Origin of the sequence: Sagittula stellata E-37, from assembly GCF_039724765.1 — a bacterium.
Classification (GTDB): domain Bacteria; phylum Pseudomonadota; class Alphaproteobacteria; order Rhodobacterales; family Rhodobacteraceae; genus Sagittula; species Sagittula stellata.
On sequence record NZ_CP155729.1, the window covers coordinates 3684260 to 3698796 of the forward strand.

The 14537-nt window shown below is 63.8% G+C and carries 16 protein-coding genes; 7 read left to right on the top strand and 9 right to left on the bottom strand.

All coding sequences use genetic code 11. The features are described from left to right. Window positions 1–6: 6 nt before the first annotated feature. Window positions 7–1083, bottom strand: a complete 1077-nt coding sequence (gene ribA, locus ABFK29_RS17570) for a GTP cyclohydrolase II (protein WP_005859053.1) — start codon at window positions 1081–1083, stop codon at window positions 7–9. 165 nt (window positions 1084–1248) lie between these two features. Between ribA and ABFK29_RS17575 the strand changes: the two genes are divergently transcribed. Then, the gene (locus tag ABFK29_RS17575) at window positions 1249–1935 is read left to right on the top strand and encodes a response regulator transcription factor (RefSeq protein ID WP_005859055.1); all 687 of its coding nucleotides are present in this window, start codon (window positions 1249–1251) and stop codon (window positions 1933–1935) included. Window positions 1936–2151: 216 nt separating this feature from the next. On the opposite strand, the gene ABFK29_RS17580 is transcribed toward ABFK29_RS17575, so the two are convergent. Then, window positions 2152–2517: a YigZ family protein gene (locus ABFK29_RS17580; protein ID WP_005859057.1), complete on the bottom strand. Its 366-nt coding sequence runs from the start codon at window positions 2515–2517 to the stop codon at window positions 2152–2154. Between the two features lie 209 nt (window positions 2518–2726). Here ABFK29_RS17580 and ABFK29_RS17585 point away from each other — a divergent pair, with 209 nt between their 5' ends. Then, on the top strand, window positions 2727–3122 hold the full coding sequence (locus ABFK29_RS17585) for a nuclear transport factor 2 family protein (RefSeq protein WP_005859059.1): 396 nt from the start codon (window positions 2727–2729) through the stop codon (window positions 3120–3122). Between the two features lie 86 nt (window positions 3123–3208). Here the strand turns inward: ABFK29_RS17585 and pnp are convergent, their stop codons facing one another. Beyond that, window positions 3209–5350 carry a polyribonucleotide nucleotidyltransferase gene (gene pnp / locus ABFK29_RS17590; RefSeq protein ID WP_005859060.1) on the bottom strand — a complete coding sequence of 714 codons (2142 nt, stop codon included), beginning with the start codon at window positions 5348–5350 and terminating at the stop codon, window positions 3209–3211. 344 nt (window positions 5351–5694) lie between these two features. Here pnp and ABFK29_RS17595 point away from each other — a divergent pair, with 344 nt between their 5' ends. The 3 genes from ABFK29_RS17595 (at window position 5695) to ABFK29_RS17605 (ending at window position 8469) form a co-directional block, all read left to right on the top strand. Further along, entirely contained in the window at window positions 5695–6387 is a 693-nt protein-coding gene (locus ABFK29_RS17595; RefSeq protein WP_005859061.1) for a nitroreductase family protein, read from the top strand. Between the two features lie 127 nt (window positions 6388–6514). Further along, complete coding sequence (locus ABFK29_RS17600; RefSeq protein WP_005859062.1) at window positions 6515–7783, top strand: cation:proton antiporter; 1269 nt, start codon at window positions 6515–6517, stop codon at window positions 7781–7783. Between the two features lie 74 nt (window positions 7784–7857). Beyond that, a complete protein-coding gene (locus ABFK29_RS17605; protein WP_040604566.1) occupies window positions 7858–8469 on the top strand; it encodes a glutathione S-transferase family protein in 612 nt (203 codons plus the stop codon). Window positions 8470–8538: 69 nt separating this feature from the next. On the opposite strand, the gene rpsO is transcribed toward ABFK29_RS17605, so the two are convergent. The 3 genes from rpsO to ABFK29_RS17620 form a co-directional block, all read right to left on the bottom strand. Continuing rightward, window positions 8539–8808, bottom strand: coding sequence for a 30S ribosomal protein S15 (gene rpsO, locus ABFK29_RS17610; RefSeq protein ID WP_005859064.1), 270 nt, complete (start codon window positions 8806–8808; stop codon window positions 8539–8541). 399 nt (window positions 8809–9207) lie between these two features. Continuing rightward, on the bottom strand, window positions 9208–10422 hold the full coding sequence (locus ABFK29_RS17615) for a calcium-binding protein (RefSeq protein ID WP_005859065.1): 1215 nt from the start codon (window positions 10420–10422) through the stop codon (window positions 9208–9210). Window positions 10423–10534: 112 nt separating this feature from the next. Beyond that, window positions 10535–11059 (bottom strand): DUF1643 domain-containing protein, encoded by a 525-nt coding sequence (locus ABFK29_RS17620; protein ID WP_005859066.1) that lies wholly within the window; start codon window positions 11057–11059, stop codon window positions 10535–10537. Window positions 11060–11208: 149 nt separating this feature from the next. On the opposite strand from ABFK29_RS17620, the gene ABFK29_RS17625 reads away from it, so the two are divergent. Then, a complete protein-coding gene (locus ABFK29_RS17625; protein ID WP_005859067.1) occupies window positions 11209–12180 on the top strand; it encodes a threonine ammonia-lyase in 972 nt (323 codons plus the stop codon). An 18-nt stretch (window positions 12181–12198) separates the two neighbouring features. Here ABFK29_RS17625 and ABFK29_RS17630 read toward each other — a convergent pair whose 3' ends face one another. The 3 genes from ABFK29_RS17630 to trxA are packed head-to-tail and all read right to left on the bottom strand — an operon-like array spanning window position 12199 to window position 13994. Continuing rightward, window positions 12199–12384, bottom strand: coding sequence for a Trm112 family protein (locus ABFK29_RS17630; RefSeq protein WP_005859068.1), 186 nt, complete (start codon window positions 12382–12384; stop codon window positions 12199–12201). Window positions 12385–12413: 29 nt separating this feature from the next. Further along, complete coding sequence (locus ABFK29_RS17635; RefSeq protein WP_005859069.1) at window positions 12414–13052, bottom strand: LON peptidase substrate-binding domain-containing protein; 639 nt, start codon at window positions 13050–13052, stop codon at window positions 12414–12416. Window positions 13053–13079: 27 nt separating this feature from the next. Further along, window positions 13080–13994, bottom strand: a complete 915-nt coding sequence (trxA, locus tag ABFK29_RS17640; protein ID WP_005859070.1) for a thioredoxin — start codon at window positions 13992–13994, stop codon at window positions 13080–13082. A gap of 165 nt (window positions 13995–14159) precedes the next feature. Here trxA and ABFK29_RS17645 point away from each other — a divergent pair, with 165 nt between their 5' ends. After that, window positions 14160–14402, top strand: a complete 243-nt coding sequence (locus ABFK29_RS17645) for a hypothetical protein (protein WP_157136483.1) — start codon at window positions 14160–14162, stop codon at window positions 14400–14402. Window positions 14403–14537 lie beyond the last annotated feature (135 nt).

A 14537-nucleotide genomic window follows, 5' to 3' on the forward strand; every position in this document is an offset into this window, starting at 1 on the left:
CCGTCGCTAGAACAGGTGGCCCGACTTCTCGGCCTTTACTGCAAGATAACGGGCGTTGAAGGGCGTTTCGCCGACTTTCAGGGGCACACGCTCGGCCACGGCAATCCCGCAGTCCGCCATCATCGCCAGCTTTGCCGGGTTGTTCGTCATCAGCCGCACGGCCCCGAATCCCAGCCGGTCGAGGATCTGCGCCCCGAGACGGAAGTCGCGTTCGTCATCTTCGAACCCGAGCCGGTGATTGGCCTCTACCGTGTCGAAACCCTGGTCCTGAAGGGCGTAAGCGCGCATCTTGTTGGCCAGCCCTATGCCCCTGCCCTCTTGCTGGAGGTAGAGCAGCACACCGGCTCCCTCGGCCCCCATCTGCATAAGCGCCGCGTTCAACTGGGGCCCGCAGTCACACTTCAGCGAGCCAAGCAGATCGCCAGTGAAGCAGGCGGAGTGGAGGCGCGCCAGGACCGGCTTGGCGCGATCCGGGCGGCCGATCTCGATGGCGTAATGCTCTTCCGAGCCGTCTTCTGGACGGTAGATATGCAGGCGGGCGTCCTCCGCCGCGCGCAGGGGCACCCGGGCTGAGACGACGTGGCGCAGGACCGGGGCTGCCTCAAGGAAGGGCGCGGCGGCATTCGCGTCGACGGACACCAGCGCCTCGACCGCGGCGAAGTCCGGCTTTACCTGCACGACGAGCGCGGCCGGAAGCAGGCGCGCGCCCTTGCAAAGGATGACGGCCAGCCTGTGCAGCCCTGCATCCCCACCACGCCGTGTCATCAGCGGGCCCTTCATCGGCTTTGACAGATCCTCGGAAGGATCGGCAACGCCTTGCACCCACGACAGGGCTGCCCCGTTCGGCACAGCGACCCGGGCAATGTCACCGTCGTAGGCCCGCGCCTTGAGCGTCTCGGCCCGGCGGCCGGTGATGGCCAGATCCACATCGCCAAGCGCCGTCATACCCGCCAACCGCCCTGCGGCAATGGTTTCCGCCGCGCCGACCAGCACGGCAGATTCGCCAGAGGTCAGCACCACCGGCACACCCATACGCAGGTCCGCGCGTGCCCGCGCCAGTGTCTCGTTCAGATCCGGCCTCATGAATCGCGCCTCCAGACCGTTGTTTCAGTGGCTGTTTCGGCAGGGGGCCGAATTTGTAACAATCCCCGGTCTCACACACGAGACCGTGAACCGACTGCCACATTCCTTGTCAGCGCCCCTGCATGGCGCCATCTGCCTGAAAAGACAACATCGAGGAGCCCGACGATGGCGCAACTCAGAAATATCCTTCTCGTCGACGATGACGAGGATCTGCGGGAAGCTCTGGCAGAGCAATTGATCATGACCGAGGACTTCGAGGTCTTCGAAGCCGACAGCGCAGCGACCGCGATGTCCCGCGCGAAGGAGCAGGTCTACGATCTGATCATTCTGGACGTGGGCCTGCCGGACACCGACGGCCGGGAACTTTGCCGCCTGATGCGCAAACAAGGCGTGAAATCCCCGATCATCATGCTGACCGGCCACGACTCGGACGCCGACACCATCCTCGGCCTCGACGCGGGCGCAAACGACTACGTCACAAAGCCGTTCAAATTCCCGGTCCTTCTCGCGCGTATCCGGGCGCAACTGCGTCAGCACGAACAGTCGGAAGATGCGATCTTTACCGTCGGCCCCTACACCTTCAAACCGGCGATGAAGGTGCTGGAGACCGAGGACAATCGCAAGATCCGCCTGACGGAGAAGGAAACCAACATCCTGAAGTTCCTATACCGTTCGACGGATGGCGTGGTGCCGCGCGACACGCTGCTGCACGAGGTCTGGGGCTACAACGCGGGCGTCACCACGCACACGCTCGAGACGCATATCTATCGTCTGCGTCAAAAGATTGAACCGGATCCGTCCAACGCGCGTTTGCTGGTTACAGAATCCGGTGGCTACCGGCTCGTATCCTGATTGATAGTCGCCCCCTTGAGGACCATGGCAATTGCGCAACACTCTGATCGCATGCAGAACATGTCGCAGTCTCAGTTGTCATGGATCAAAGTAATATCGAGCCTGCACCTTACATGCAGGTAACAGTTCCCGTCGCATATGCGGGTCATCATATGCACCTCCCTGTTGGACTTGGCCCGGGCATTCGCCCGGGTCTTTTTTTCCCGCTGGGACTGGTCAGGCGCCGGTCGCGTCCTTCCGCGCATCCAGGTAGATCCGCACCGCGTCCTGCACGTGCCGGAACCTGTCGCCGCCCAGGTGCTTGCCTCCGTACCAGCGGGTCACCACGACGATTTCTCCGGTCAGACCCTCGCGTTCCAGCATCCGCAGGATCACCATGCCTGCGCCGCTTTCGCCGTCGTCGTTCTTGATCGGGCCATCTTCGGTCAGCAGACCCCAGGAATTGTGGGTGGCCTTCGCGAACTTCTTGTTCCGTTTGAGCTGAGCCAGAAAAGCCTGCGCCGCCTCACCTGATGCGCACGGTCCACCGGATACTGCGTAGCGCGAGCCGCGATCGGAGATGATGTTCTGAAGGATCAGCATGACAGCGCGCCTACACCGGGCGGTCGTTACATCGCAAGAGGGGCCGGATCTTCCCTCGGCGAGATCGCACTGCCAATCCGCCTGTTGACAGCAACCGTTCTTTGGAAACCGTGTGAAAATCTGGCTGCCGTGAAATAGGTGGCGATAACGCTAGCAACGCCTGCACGCCTTCCGGCGTTGAACGGAGAATACACCAGTCAGGAGAGCCCATGGCCCAGGATTTCAACACCTTCATGGAAACGCGAGAGGCTGCTGCCCGGGAATACGTGCAGGGCCGTCCCGAGGCGCTGCTGGCGCTCTCTGTCGAGGAAGGCCAGTCGACGTTCTACGATCCGATGGGCGGCGTGACAGCAGGGGCCGTCGCGGTGAACAACACCAACGAAGCCGCAGCGGAGCGTTTCGCGCCGGGCGGAACGACGCACTTCGAGATCCTCGATCAGGGCGCGGCGGGCGGCATCGGGTTCTGGACCGGCTTCCAGCACGCCGAGGTCTGCCTCGCCGACGAGGACGGCAAGACGCCCATGACATTGCGCGTGACCGAGATTTTCCGCGAAACCGAAAGCGGGTGGAAGCTGATCCACCGTCATGCCAGCCGCGCCCGGTAGGCTCGCCGCAAACGAAAACGGGCGGCCCGAAGTCCGGACCGCCCGCATTATCGTAGGGTGGGGCTGTGCGCCACCCGGCCCGAAGGTCAGTCAGCCTGCTCGGCTTCCTTTTCCTTCGCCATCTCTTCGCCGGTCTCCTGGTCGACCATCTTCATGGCAAGGCGCACCTTGCCACGGTCGTCGAAGCCCAGAAGCTTCACGTAGACTTCCTGGCCTTCCTTCAGAACATCCGACGGGTGGTTCAGGCGGCGGTTCTCGATCTGGCTGACGTGCACAAGGCCGTCACGCTTGCCGAAGAAGTTCACGAAGGCGCCGAAGTCGACGATCTTCACGACCTTGCCCTTGTAGACATGGCCTTCCTCCGGCTCTGCGACGATCGCGTAGATCATGTCATAGGCCTTCTGGATGGCTTCCCCGTTCGGCGAGGCGATCTTGATCACGCCGTCGTCGTTGATGTCCACCTTCGCGCCGGACACTTCCACGATCTCACGGATGACCTTGCCGCCGGACCCGATCACTTCACGGATCTTGTCGGTCGGGATGTTCATCGTCTCGATGCGCGGCGCATGTTCAGAGAACGAGCCCGCCTCGGAGATGGCTTTCGACATCTCGCCGAGGATGTGCATCCGGCCTTCCTTGGCCTGGGACAGCGCGGTCTTCATGATCTCAGGGGTGATGCCCGCGACCTTGATGTCCATCTGCAGCGACGTGATGCCGTTCTCGGTGCCTGCGACCTTGAAGTCCATGTCGCCAAGGTGATCCTCGTCGCCGAGGATGTCGGTCAGGATCCCGTAGGAGCCGTCCTCTTCAAGCACCAGCCCCATGGCCACACCGGCCACGGCCGACTTCAGCGGAACGCCCGCGTCCATCATGGACAGCGAACCGCCGCAGACGGACGCCATCGAGGACGAACCGTTGGACTCGGTGATCTCGGAGACCAAGCGGATTGTGTAGGGGAAGTCCGTTGCCGCGGGCAGGACTGCCTGCAGGGCGCGCCATGCCAGCTTGCCGTGGCCGATCTCGCGACGGCCGGGGGAGCCGACGCGGCCCACTTCGCCGACCGAGTACGGCGGGAAGTTGTAGTGCAGCAGGAAGTTGGACTTGTAAGTGCCCTGCAGCGCGTCGATCATTTGCTCGTCGTCGCCGGTGCCCAGCGTGGTCACGACCAGCGCCTGCGTCTCGCCACGTGTGAACAGGGCCGAACCGTGGGTCCGCGGCAGGATGCCGGTTTCCGAAACGATGGACCGGACCTGGTCCAGTGCGCGGCCGTCGATGCGGCGCTTGTTGACGACCACGTCGGAACGCAGAACCTGGGACTCAAGCTTCTTCAGCGCGGAGCCGAGGTTGGCGTCGGCCAGTTGCTCTTCGCTGAGCCCTGCCTTGATCTCGTCCTTGACGGCGGCAACAGCGGCAACGCGCTCCTGCTTGTCAGAGATCGCATAGGCGACCTTCATCTTCTCTTCGCCCGCCGCCTTCACGACGCCGAACAGTTCCGAGTAATCCGGCGGGGTGAACTCGAACGGCTCTTTCGCCGCATCTTCGGCCAGGTCGATGATCAGGTCGATGACCGGCTGGATCTGTTCGTGCGCGAACATCACGGCGCCCAGCATCTCGTCCTCGGTCAGCTCATAAGCCTCGGACTCCACCATCATGACGGCGTCCTTGGTGCCCGCAACCACGAGGTCCAGACGTTGATCCGGGTTGTCCCGCAGCAGGTGCATGTCGTCGACGGTCGGGTTCAGCACGTAGGATCCGTCCTCGTAGCCGACGCGTGCACCGGCGATCGGGCCCATGAAGGGCGCGCCAGAGATCGTCAGGGCGGCAGAGGCCGCGATCATCGCCACGATGTCGGGATCGTTGACGAGGTCATGGCTCAGCACGGTGCACATCACCAGCACTTCGTTCTTGAAGCCGGGGACGAACAGCGGGCGGATCGGACGGTCGATCAGGCGCGCGGTCAGCGTTTCCTTCTCGGTCGGACGCGCCTCGCGCTTGAAGAAGCCGCCCGGGATCTTGCCGGCGGCGTAGTATTTTTCCTGGTAATGGACGGTCAGCGGGAAGAAGTCCTGCCCTTCCTTCTGCGTCTTTGCAAAGGTCACGTTGGCCATGACCGAGGTCTCGCCCAGAGTGGCGATCACGGTGCCGTCTGCCTGGCGCGCAACCTTGCCGGTTTCCAGTGTCAGCGTCTCTTCGCCCCACTGGAGTGTTTTCTTCACTTCTTTGAACATCGTCGTATCCTGTCTGGAGGCACTCCCGAGCCCTCTCGGGTCCTCCGTTTGCATGGCGGCCCCATTGCCGCCGACCCCTCTCATCGTTTCATGCGCCGGGGTCAGTGCGTCACGTCTCAGATGAAGGGGCCATACAGGAAAAGCGGTGTCATGGAAACCCGCTTTGAGCACGGCAAAACCGACTGTGAATACGGGTTGAACGGGCGTTGCCGGGACCGCGCCGGGCACGGCGACCGACACCGGTTCGGCCGATGCTGCGCCACGGTTGCGCGCCGTTCGGGGACACGCCATTGACAGCGCCCGCAAGGCTCGCAACCCTTGGCCACCCCAAGGTCGGAGCCACCATGTTCACGAAGTCAGCCCTCGCCTACGAAGCCCTGCCCCTGCCCACACGCGACGCGCTCTCCGACGCGCAGATGCGCCATGCGGCGGACCTGTTCCTTGCCGCCATGCAGACCCGGCACACGGTGCGTGACTTCTCGCCCCGCGCGGTGCCGCGAGAGCTGATCGAGACCTGCATCCGCACAGCCGGCTCCGCCCCCTCTGGCGCCAACCACCAGCCTTGGCACTTCGTCGCCGTGGCGAATCCGGACCTCAAACGCCGCATCCGCGCCGCCGCCGAAGAAGAAGAGGCCCGCTTCTACGACGGAGCCGCCGGCGACGAGTGGCTTTCCGCGCTCGAACCGATTGGCACCGGCCCGTCCAAGCCGCACCTGGAAGATGCCCCATGGCTAATCGTTGTCTTCGCCCAACGGTACGGGCTGTTCGACGACGGCACGCGCTACAAGAACTACTACGTCCCCGAAAGCACCGGCATCGCAGCGGGGTTTCTGATCGCGGCGCTGCACCAGGCCGGGCTTGCCTGCCTGCCGCACACGCCGAATCCCATGAAATTCCTCACAGAAGTTCTGGGCCGGCCCGAAAGCGAAAAACCGATCATGATCCTCGCCTGTGGTCATCCCGCCGCCGACGCGACGATCCCCCGCGCCGCCACGATCAAGAAGCCGCTCTCCGAGATCCTCACCATCGCCGAGTGATCCACGCTCCGGATGTCACCCGGGTCACGGCTGTCCAACAAAGTGACCAGGCTGACGGTTTTGCATCTGCGTCCGGCTCAGGGCGTGTTATGGACGGCAAAAAACCAGTCATTTCCGGACAGTGCCAATGAACATTCTCCAGATCGCATCGCTTCTGATCGTCCTCTCCGCCCTCTTCGGCACGATCAACTACTTCATTCTGAAGCTGCCCTCCGCCATCGGCATCCTCGTCGTGGCGCTGCTTACCTCCATCGGTGCCCTCCTGCTGGACAGGGTCGTGCCAAGCCTCACGCTGGCGGACGACTTGAGGACCATAGTCACAGACATCGACTTTTCCGATGCCCTGCTCGAAGGCATGCTGGGCCTGCTGCTCTTTGCCGGTGCGCTGCACGTCAAACTGTCAGATCTGAAGGACGTCTGGCCGACCGTGCTGCTGATGGCCACCGCAGGCGTCGCCCTGTCGACCGGTGTCATCGGTCTTGGCTTTCATTGGCTGACCGGCGCGCCGATCCTTGTGGCCCTGGTCTTCGGGGCGCTGATCTCGCCCACCGATCCGGTCGCGGTCATGGGCGTCCTGAAGGAGGCCAACCTGCCCAAGTCCCTTGAAACGCAGGTCGCGGGCGAGAGCCTGTTCAACGACGGTGTGGGATACGTGGTCTACCTCGTGCTGATCGGGCTCGCTTTCCCGGCAGCCGCAGCGCACGGGGCGCATGGCAGCGGCGAAGCCTCCCCCGCACTCGAAGCGCTGCGGCTCTTTGCGCAAGAGGCCCTCGGCGGGGCGGCGCTTGGCCTCGTGCTGGGCTGGCTGACCTTCCGGGTGATGCGTCACATCGACGACTACTCCCTTGAGGTCCTCATGACGCTCGCGCTTGCCTTCGGCGGCTACGAGCTTGCCATTGCGTTGCATGTTTCCGCCCCCATCGCAGCGGTCTGTGCCGGGCTGCTGATCGGCGATATCGGGGCCAAGCACGGCATGTCGGAGACGACCCGCGAATACGTCGAGAAGTTCTGGGTGCTCGTCGACGAGATCCTGAACGCGGTGCTCTTCATGCTGATCGGCGTGGAAATCTTTGCCGTGCAACTCGACATGGACGCGCTCGTCACCGGAGTGTTCTGTATCGCGTTGGCCTTGCTGGGGCGGTCGGTTGCCGTCGTTGTGCCGGTCCTGATGCTGAAACCCTTCCAGACCTTCGCTCGGGGTGTCATCCCGATCATGACCTGGGGCGGGCTGAAAGGCGGCATTTCCGTCGCCCTCGCCCTGTCTCTGCCCGAGAGTGAATGGAAATCGCTGATCCTGACCGCCACCTACGTGATCGTCGTCTTCTCGATCATCGTGCAGGGTCTGACAATCGGCAGGCTCGCCAACCGCGTCGGACGGGAACCCGACCTGGTGTGAGGCGGTCCTTCCCTGCCATAAACTGGCAGGGGGTTGGGTTAGCTAGCGGTACACACTGCAACAAGGACCAAGCCATGCTAACGCTCTACCATTCTCCGATGTCCCGATCCTCGCGCATCGTCACGTTGATCGAGGAACTCGGCGCCGAGGACGCCGTCGCCGTGCGCACGGTCAACATCACCCGTGCGGATGGGTCTGGCGGCCCCGACGCCGGCAATCCGCACCCGGAAAAGAAGGTCCCCGCACTGGATCACGACGGGACAGTCATCGTCGAGAGTATCGCGATCGCCCAGCATCTGTGCGAGCTTTTCCCGGACGCCGGCATGTTGCCGCCCTCCGGTACGCCCGACCGTGCCAAGTGCTTGGAATGGCTGGCCTGGTACGCAGGAGTGGTGGAGCCTGTGGTGGTGGCCAAGTTCCTCAACATCGAAAATCCGGGCTTTCGATCCAACTTCCGCGGCTGGCAAGAGGTGGTCGACCGCCTTTCAAGCGCATTGAAGGCACGGGAATACCTCGTTGGCGACAGCTTCTCCGTCGCCGATCTCATCGTGAGTTCGTTGTTCCGGTGGATGCCCGACCTCGTGCCGGACGATGCAGGTATTCGCGGTTGGGTCGAACGGTGCAATGCCCGCCCCGCGTCGCAAAACACAATGGCGCGCGACTCGGCGCTTGCCACCGTGGAGTAAGCATCGACAAACGAAAAACGCCCGCTCCTGTCGGAGCGGGCGCCTGTCCCTCGGAAAAATCCGAATGTCTTAGCGGCGGATGCCAAGGCTCTTGATGAGGTTCGTGTAACGTGCCTCTTCCTTGGCCTTCAGGTAATCCAGCAGCTTACGGCGCTGTGCGACGAGCTTCAGCAGACCACGACGGGAGTGGTTGTCCTTCTTGTGGGTCTTGAAGTGCTCGGTCAGGGTGGTGATACGGGAGGTCAGGATCGCGATCTGGACTTCCGGGGAACCGGTGTCGCCCTCTTTCGTCGCGTATTCCTTCATCAGACGGTTTTTTTCTTCTGCAGTGATCGACATCGGGGTCTCCTTTCGGATTAAGGGTCATGGCGCAAGCCGGGATGTCGTCCAGCAGGGCCCGTGGAGAAATCCGCCCGGCTGACCCGAACGGATGCGTGCGCATACGCGATTCCATCTGGTTTGGAAAGACCGTTTGTGCCGCGGTGCCCTGACACACTTTGCATCCGCCTGCTCCCGGCGATCACTTAGGAAGCGCAGCTCGTTTATCCATCAATTGAACGGAACCGGAAACACCTGGAACCGAAGTGTCGGGCACCAGATGCTCCGTCCTGGCGCCAACGGGTGCGAACCATATGTGGTTCTTCACGGGTATGTCCCCGGTCAAAGCCAGGCCCTATCCACAACACCTGCGGCACATCCGCCCCGGCTGATCGCATCAGTCTGGTGCTGGGCCCCACCTTACCCCACCAATGCGTCGGCCATGCTCTCGCCCACAAGCACCAGCCCATCCAAGGTCGGCGCGTCGTTGGTCGGCAGGGTTGTCAGCACCTGCCCATTCAGGACAATCTCAGTGACTTCGGAGTTATCGGCAGACACACGGATTTCCAATTCCGGTTCAGGTGTTCCGGGACCGTCGTCGAACACGATCACCAGTTGATCCTCGACCGCGTCGAAATCGACAAGCTCCGACGCCTGTCTGGTCATCCAGTCGCCCAGTATCAGCGAATCCGCACCCTCGCCGCCATGCACGAGGTCGCCGGAGCCCACGATGATCGTGTCCGCCCCATCCCCGCCGTTCAGAAAGTCGCCCGCATCCAGGTCCGTGCCTTCGGCATCGCGCGTGACACCGACAAGGACGTCGTCGCCCCAGCCGCCGAACAGCGTATCGATGCCGCGCCCGCCGCGCAAAAGATCGGCACCTTCGCGGCCATGCAGGGCGTCGTTGCCGGTGCCGCCGTCCAGCACGTCCTCCCCCAATCCGCCCTGCAACACGTCATCGCCGCCGTTCCCGGCGAGGCTGTCGTTGCCGTCGTGTCCGTACAGGACATCTGCACCGCCATCCCCCTGCAGGACGTCGTCTCCGCCATCGCCGTGGAGCGTATCGTCCCCTTCCCCGCCCAGGAGGGTGTCGGCGTCGTCGCCACCACGCAGGTCGTCTGATCCCGCCTTCCCGTCGATGACGTCGTTGCCGCCGCCTCCGTTCAGAAGATCCGTGGCGTCGGTGCCGCTGAGCGTGTCGCTGTCGTCCGTCCCAGCGGCGTTCAAGCCAGCACCGCCTTCGCCGGCCCCGTCGCCGGCGGCTGTGACATTCGGCGCCGGCAAGACCGAAGACGTATCCGCCTGGCTCTTGGAGAACAGCCCGGACAGTCCCATCAAGTCGAACAGACTTTGCAGTTCGGACGCATCAGGTCCGCCGACCTCCGGATCTTCGTCATGGATGTCCGCCGGGTCGGCAGACGGTCCAGGCCATGCGATCACCTCTCCCCCGCACGAGGTCCCGGTCGTGTCCGCCAAGTCGGTGATCATGCTGCCGTCCGAACCGGCATCCTCTTCGTTGGAGGTGTCGTCCGGGCCCATACCATTGTCGGCCAGATCTTCCTCCACGTCGGCAGTGCCGGCGATCACGATAGATCCCACGGCCATCATGCCCAACAATCCGACGAGAAAAAACATGGTACGCTGTCCCGATGCAAAGCTTGCGGATGATCACAGGTCACCCGAGTCCCGACAACGAAATTCCCCGAAACAGGTTAAGGAAGCGTCGCGCGCTTCCGGAGAATTCCCGTTACCCTCCTGCGGGGGCGTAGCGCGCGTCGACCGGCCACGGGGCGGGCTGACGCGCGTAGGGCACGTAGAGCGGATGGCGCGGATGGCCTTCGCGGGTCAGCCCCAAGTGCCGGACATCACCGGTCAGTCCACGCGCCACCCCGGGACCCTGATCCATCAGCGCACCGTGGACGCCCCATGCGGCCAGCGTCATCTTGGCCCCGTCACACCAGTCGTCCAGCAGCGCCGCGTTCTCCGGCCCCACGGGATCGGTGGCTTTGCGCAGGTCCTGCGGGCGGGTCGCACGCCATGCAAAGAGATTGGCGATACGCATTCCAGCGAACCCAAGCTGAACGGCCCGCCGCTGGCAACGTTCGATGGTCGGATCGTTGGCCAGCTCTGTCGCAGTCGAGGGGTTCAGCATGACGTACAGAAGTTCGGGTCCCTCCCCCCAGACCCGCCGCAGCCCGTAGCGCCACGCTTCGCAAGGCGAATAGTACGCCCAGCTCCGAATTCCATCCGCTTCCGCCATCCGTTCAATCATCGCCACGCCTTGTGCCGCTTGGCGCGCCCCGGCACAAGATCGGGGGTGACGCCGGCTGGCAACGCTTGACAGTGCGCGGCGTGCACAGCACCTTCCCCGCGCGACAAAATGTAGGGCGGGGCTGTGCGCCGCCTCCCCCGGAGATATTAATGAACATCCAGATGATAGAGGCCGCCGCAACGCGTCTAGACGGCGTCGTGCGCCGCACGCCGCTCCTGTCTTCCCCGGCGCTCGACGCGCTGGCCGGGCGGGCGGTCTACGTGAAACCGGAGTGCCTGCAAAAGACCGGCAGTTTCAAGTTCCGCGGCGGCTACGCGGCGCTCAGCGCTCTCTCTCCCGAATTGCGCGCCCGGGGCGTGATCGCCTTTTCCTCCGGCAATCACGCGCAGGGCGTGGCCTATGCGGCCCGCCTGCTCGACACCGCCGCAGTGATCCTCATGCCCGCCGATGCCCCTTCGGCGAAGATCGAGGGCACGCGGTCCTACGGTGCGGAGGTCATCCTCTACGATCGAGCCGGCGGCGCCTCCCGCGAGGCGATCGGGGCAGAAATCGCCGAGACGCGCGGACTGACCCTGATCCGCCCCTATGACGAGCCCGAGGTGATTGCCGGACAGGGAACCTGTGGGCTGGAAATCGCAGCACAGGCGGCGGACCTCGGCATTTCAAAGGCAGAGGTGCTGACCTGTTGCGGCGGCGGCGGGCTGACGGCCGGGATCGCTCTGGCGCTGGAGGCCCGCGCGCCGGAGTTCCGCGTGCGTCCCGCCGAGCCAGAGGGCTACGACGACACGGCTCGGTCGCTTCGCTCAGGTATGCGCGAGCGCAACAAGGTCGAGGCAGGCGGTCTCTGCGATGCCATCCTGACGCCCCAACCTGGTGAAATCACCTTCCCAATCGTAAGCCGCTTGTGCGGGCCGGGTGTGGTCGTGTCCGACGAAGAGGCGCTGCGCGCCATGGCCATGGCCTTCCGTCAACTGCGCATCGTGGCGGAACCCGGTGGCGCCGTGGCGCTCGCGGCAGCCCTCTTTCACGGCGACGAGCTTGAGTCGGACAACGTGATCTGCACCGTGTCAGGCGGCAATGCCGATACCGGCGTCTTCGCCCGCGCGCTCAACTACGCCTGACACGGCCGGTCGCTGTCTTCAAGGGTCGAGACGACGCGCCTCGTCCACCAGCATGACCGGGATGCCATCGCGGATCGGATAGGCGAGACCGGCGGGTTCGCTCACCAGCTCCTGCCGGTCGGCATCGTAGCTCAGGACCGACTGGGACACCGGACAGACCAGCGCCTCCAGCATCCTGCGGTCGAAGCTCACCGCCTCGGCCATCCCTTGCCCAGGATCCTGCGTTTTAGCATTCATTGCAGCACATCCTCTTCGCCGCCCCGCAGGGCATATTCGATCAGCGTCACCAGCGTTTCGCGGCGGGTCGTCAGAGACGGCGCCTCAAGGAGCGCCTGCTTGTCCTCTGGCCCGAAATCCAGAAGCATCGACAACGAGTTGACCAGCAGCTCGTCTTCCGCCTCTTGCAGGGTCTGCCAGTCCACCGACAGGTCCCGTGCGGAAAAATACCGGTCCAGCAGATCGAGGAACGAGTCCCGATCCAGGCAACGGTCCGCTTCCGGGCCTGCCTTGTCCCGGTCGAAGCCTTCCCAGCTCACACGACACCGCCGATAGGGATGGAAACCCTCCAGCTCTTCCTTCACCCGGAACCGTGAGACTCCGGACAAGGTAATCATGTAACGCCCGTCCTCTGTTTCCGAGAACTGCGTCACGCGGCCAGCGCAACCGATCTTGTTCAGCCCGCCCTCTCGCCCCGGCGTGGCAAGCGGCTGCACCATGCCGATCAGGCGTGTGTCCGTCTTCAGGCTGTCGTCCAGCATATGAAGATAACGCGGCTCGAAGATGTGAAGCGGCAGCCTTGCACGGGGCAGCAGAAGTGCCCCGGGAAGCGGAAAGACTGCAATGATGTCCGGGAGATCGCCAATGCGTGTCATACCCGGCTACCTAGACCGCATGCCCGGTCAGGCAAATATCATCGAGCTCAATTTGCGGCGTCCGTTGAGCACCACGGGATCGTTGGGCTTCAGCGCCTCGAAGATGGTGAAGAGCTGGGCCTTGGCCGCGCCGTCGTTCCACTCCCGGTCCCGCCGGAACACCTCCAGCAACTCCGTCACGGCACCTTCCGAATCCCCATGCGCGTATTTCGCCTTCGCAAGGTCGAAGCGCGCCTGAAGGTTGTCGGGTTCCGCTTCCACCTGCGCGGTCAGTTCGGCAACCGGGCCGGCCTGCGCGGCCTGCTTTGCCAGTTCGATCTGCGCATGTGCGGCTTCAAGCTCAGGAGCCTTGGAAATCTCCACCGGAGCGCCGTTCAGGACCGCCTCTGCCGTATCGAGATCGCCCGTGGCGATATGCGCGCGGACCATCCCGCCGTAGGCCTTGGCGTTCACCGGGTCCTCTTCGAGAACGGCGGCGAACACTTCGACCGCATCTGCGGCAGCGCCCTGCTCCAGCATTTCCTCGGCGGCGGCAAGCGCGTCATCCAGACCGCCGCCCGCGTCACCACCGGCCGCCTGCACCACACGATCGACAAAGGCCTTCAGTTCCGACTCCGGCAACGCGCCCTGAAAGCCGTCCACCGGCTGTCCCTGCCAGAAGGCATAGACCGTGGGGATCGACTGGATTCGCAGCTGACCGGCAATCGCCTGAGCCTGATCGACGTTGACCTTCACCATCTTCACCGCGCCCTTGGCGGCGGTCACGACTTTCTCGAGCGCAGGCCCGAGTTGCTTGCAAGGGCCACACCACGGCGCCCAGAAATCGACGATGATCGGCGTCTTCATGGAGGCGTCAACGACCTCTGCCATGAAGTCCGCCTCGGTGATGTCCTTGACCAGATCGCCCGCCGTTTGGCCTTGCGGCTGCAGATTCAGCTCCATCGTCTCTCCCCTCCGGGTTCGAATGCGTCAGACAGCTAGATGGCTCACGCAGGGACATGTTGCAAGGGTGCGGCGCGCCGCAGGTGTCCGGGCGTGCCTTATCCCTTTGTTAATAACACCTGAGTAACCATGATCGCAGACGGCGTAGTCAGAGGAGGGCATCCCGTGTCATCGGATATTCCGGTCATGCTGATCGGCCTTGCAATCGCCTTTTCCGCTATCGCCGTGGTCACCCCGTTCAGGCCGTTCAACGGACGCCTCACCGCATTCGTGTCGCTTGTGGTGTCCCTGATCGTCTTCGCGACCCTCGCGCCACGCATGGGTTTCGAAGAAGAGGACGTCGTTTCACGCAGTCTACTCCGGCCAATGGCCCTGCCCGATGGCGCGGCAGCCCCGCAGGCCCCCTGAGACAAGCCGTGGTCTGTGCGTCGGGTATACCGACCTCGCCACACCGCGGGCCGCGCCCTCGCAACCGTTTCACGACAGCGCCAGACGGACGATCGTGGCACACGCGCCCGGACCGTCCGGCCAAGCGTAGGGTGG

Bases quoted from the DNA above. Each gene is read 5' to 3' on its own strand.
- ribA (WP_005859053.1), bottom strand. From the start codon at position 1,083: ATGAGGCCGGATCTGAACGAGACACTGGCGCGGGCACGCGCGGACCTG.
- ABFK29_RS17575 (WP_005859055.1), top strand. From the start codon at position 1,249: ATGGCGCAACTCAGAAATATCCTTCTCGTCGACGATGACGAGGATCTG.
- ABFK29_RS17580 (WP_005859057.1), bottom strand. From the start codon at position 2,517: ATGCTGATCCTTCAGAACATCATCTCCGATCGCGGCTCGCGCTACGCA.
- ABFK29_RS17585 (WP_005859059.1), top strand. From the start codon at position 2,727: ATGGCCCAGGATTTCAACACCTTCATGGAAACGCGAGAGGCTGCTGCC.
- pnp (WP_005859060.1), bottom strand. From the start codon at position 5,350: ATGTTCAAAGAAGTGAAGAAAACACTCCAGTGGGGCGAAGAGACGCTG.
- ABFK29_RS17595 (WP_005859061.1), top strand. From the start codon at position 5,695: ATGTTCACGAAGTCAGCCCTCGCCTACGAAGCCCTGCCCCTGCCCACA.
- ABFK29_RS17600 (WP_005859062.1), top strand. From the start codon at position 6,515: ATGAACATTCTCCAGATCGCATCGCTTCTGATCGTCCTCTCCGCCCTC.
- ABFK29_RS17605 (WP_040604566.1), top strand. From the start codon at position 7,858: ATGCTAACGCTCTACCATTCTCCGATGTCCCGATCCTCGCGCATCGTC.
- rpsO (WP_005859064.1), bottom strand. From the start codon at position 8,808: ATGTCGATCACTGCAGAAGAAAAAAACCGTCTGATGAAGGAATACGCG.
- ABFK29_RS17615 (WP_005859065.1), bottom strand. From the start codon at position 10,422: ATGTTTTTTCTCGTCGGATTGTTGGGCATGATGGCCGTGGGATCTATC.
- ABFK29_RS17620 (WP_005859066.1), bottom strand. From the start codon at position 11,059: ATGATTGAACGGATGGCGGAAGCGGATGGAATTCGGAGCTGGGCGTAC.
- ABFK29_RS17625 (WP_005859067.1), top strand. From the start codon at position 11,209: ATGAACATCCAGATGATAGAGGCCGCCGCAACGCGTCTAGACGGCGTC.
- ABFK29_RS17630 (WP_005859068.1), bottom strand. From the start codon at position 12,384: ATGGCCGAGGCGGTGAGCTTCGACCGCAGGATGCTGGAGGCGCTGGTC.
- ABFK29_RS17635 (WP_005859069.1), bottom strand. From the start codon at position 13,052: ATGACACGCATTGGCGATCTCCCGGACATCATTGCAGTCTTTCCGCTT.
- trxA (WP_005859070.1), bottom strand. From the start codon at position 13,994: ATGGAGCTGAATCTGCAGCCGCAAGGCCAAACGGCGGGCGATCTGGTC.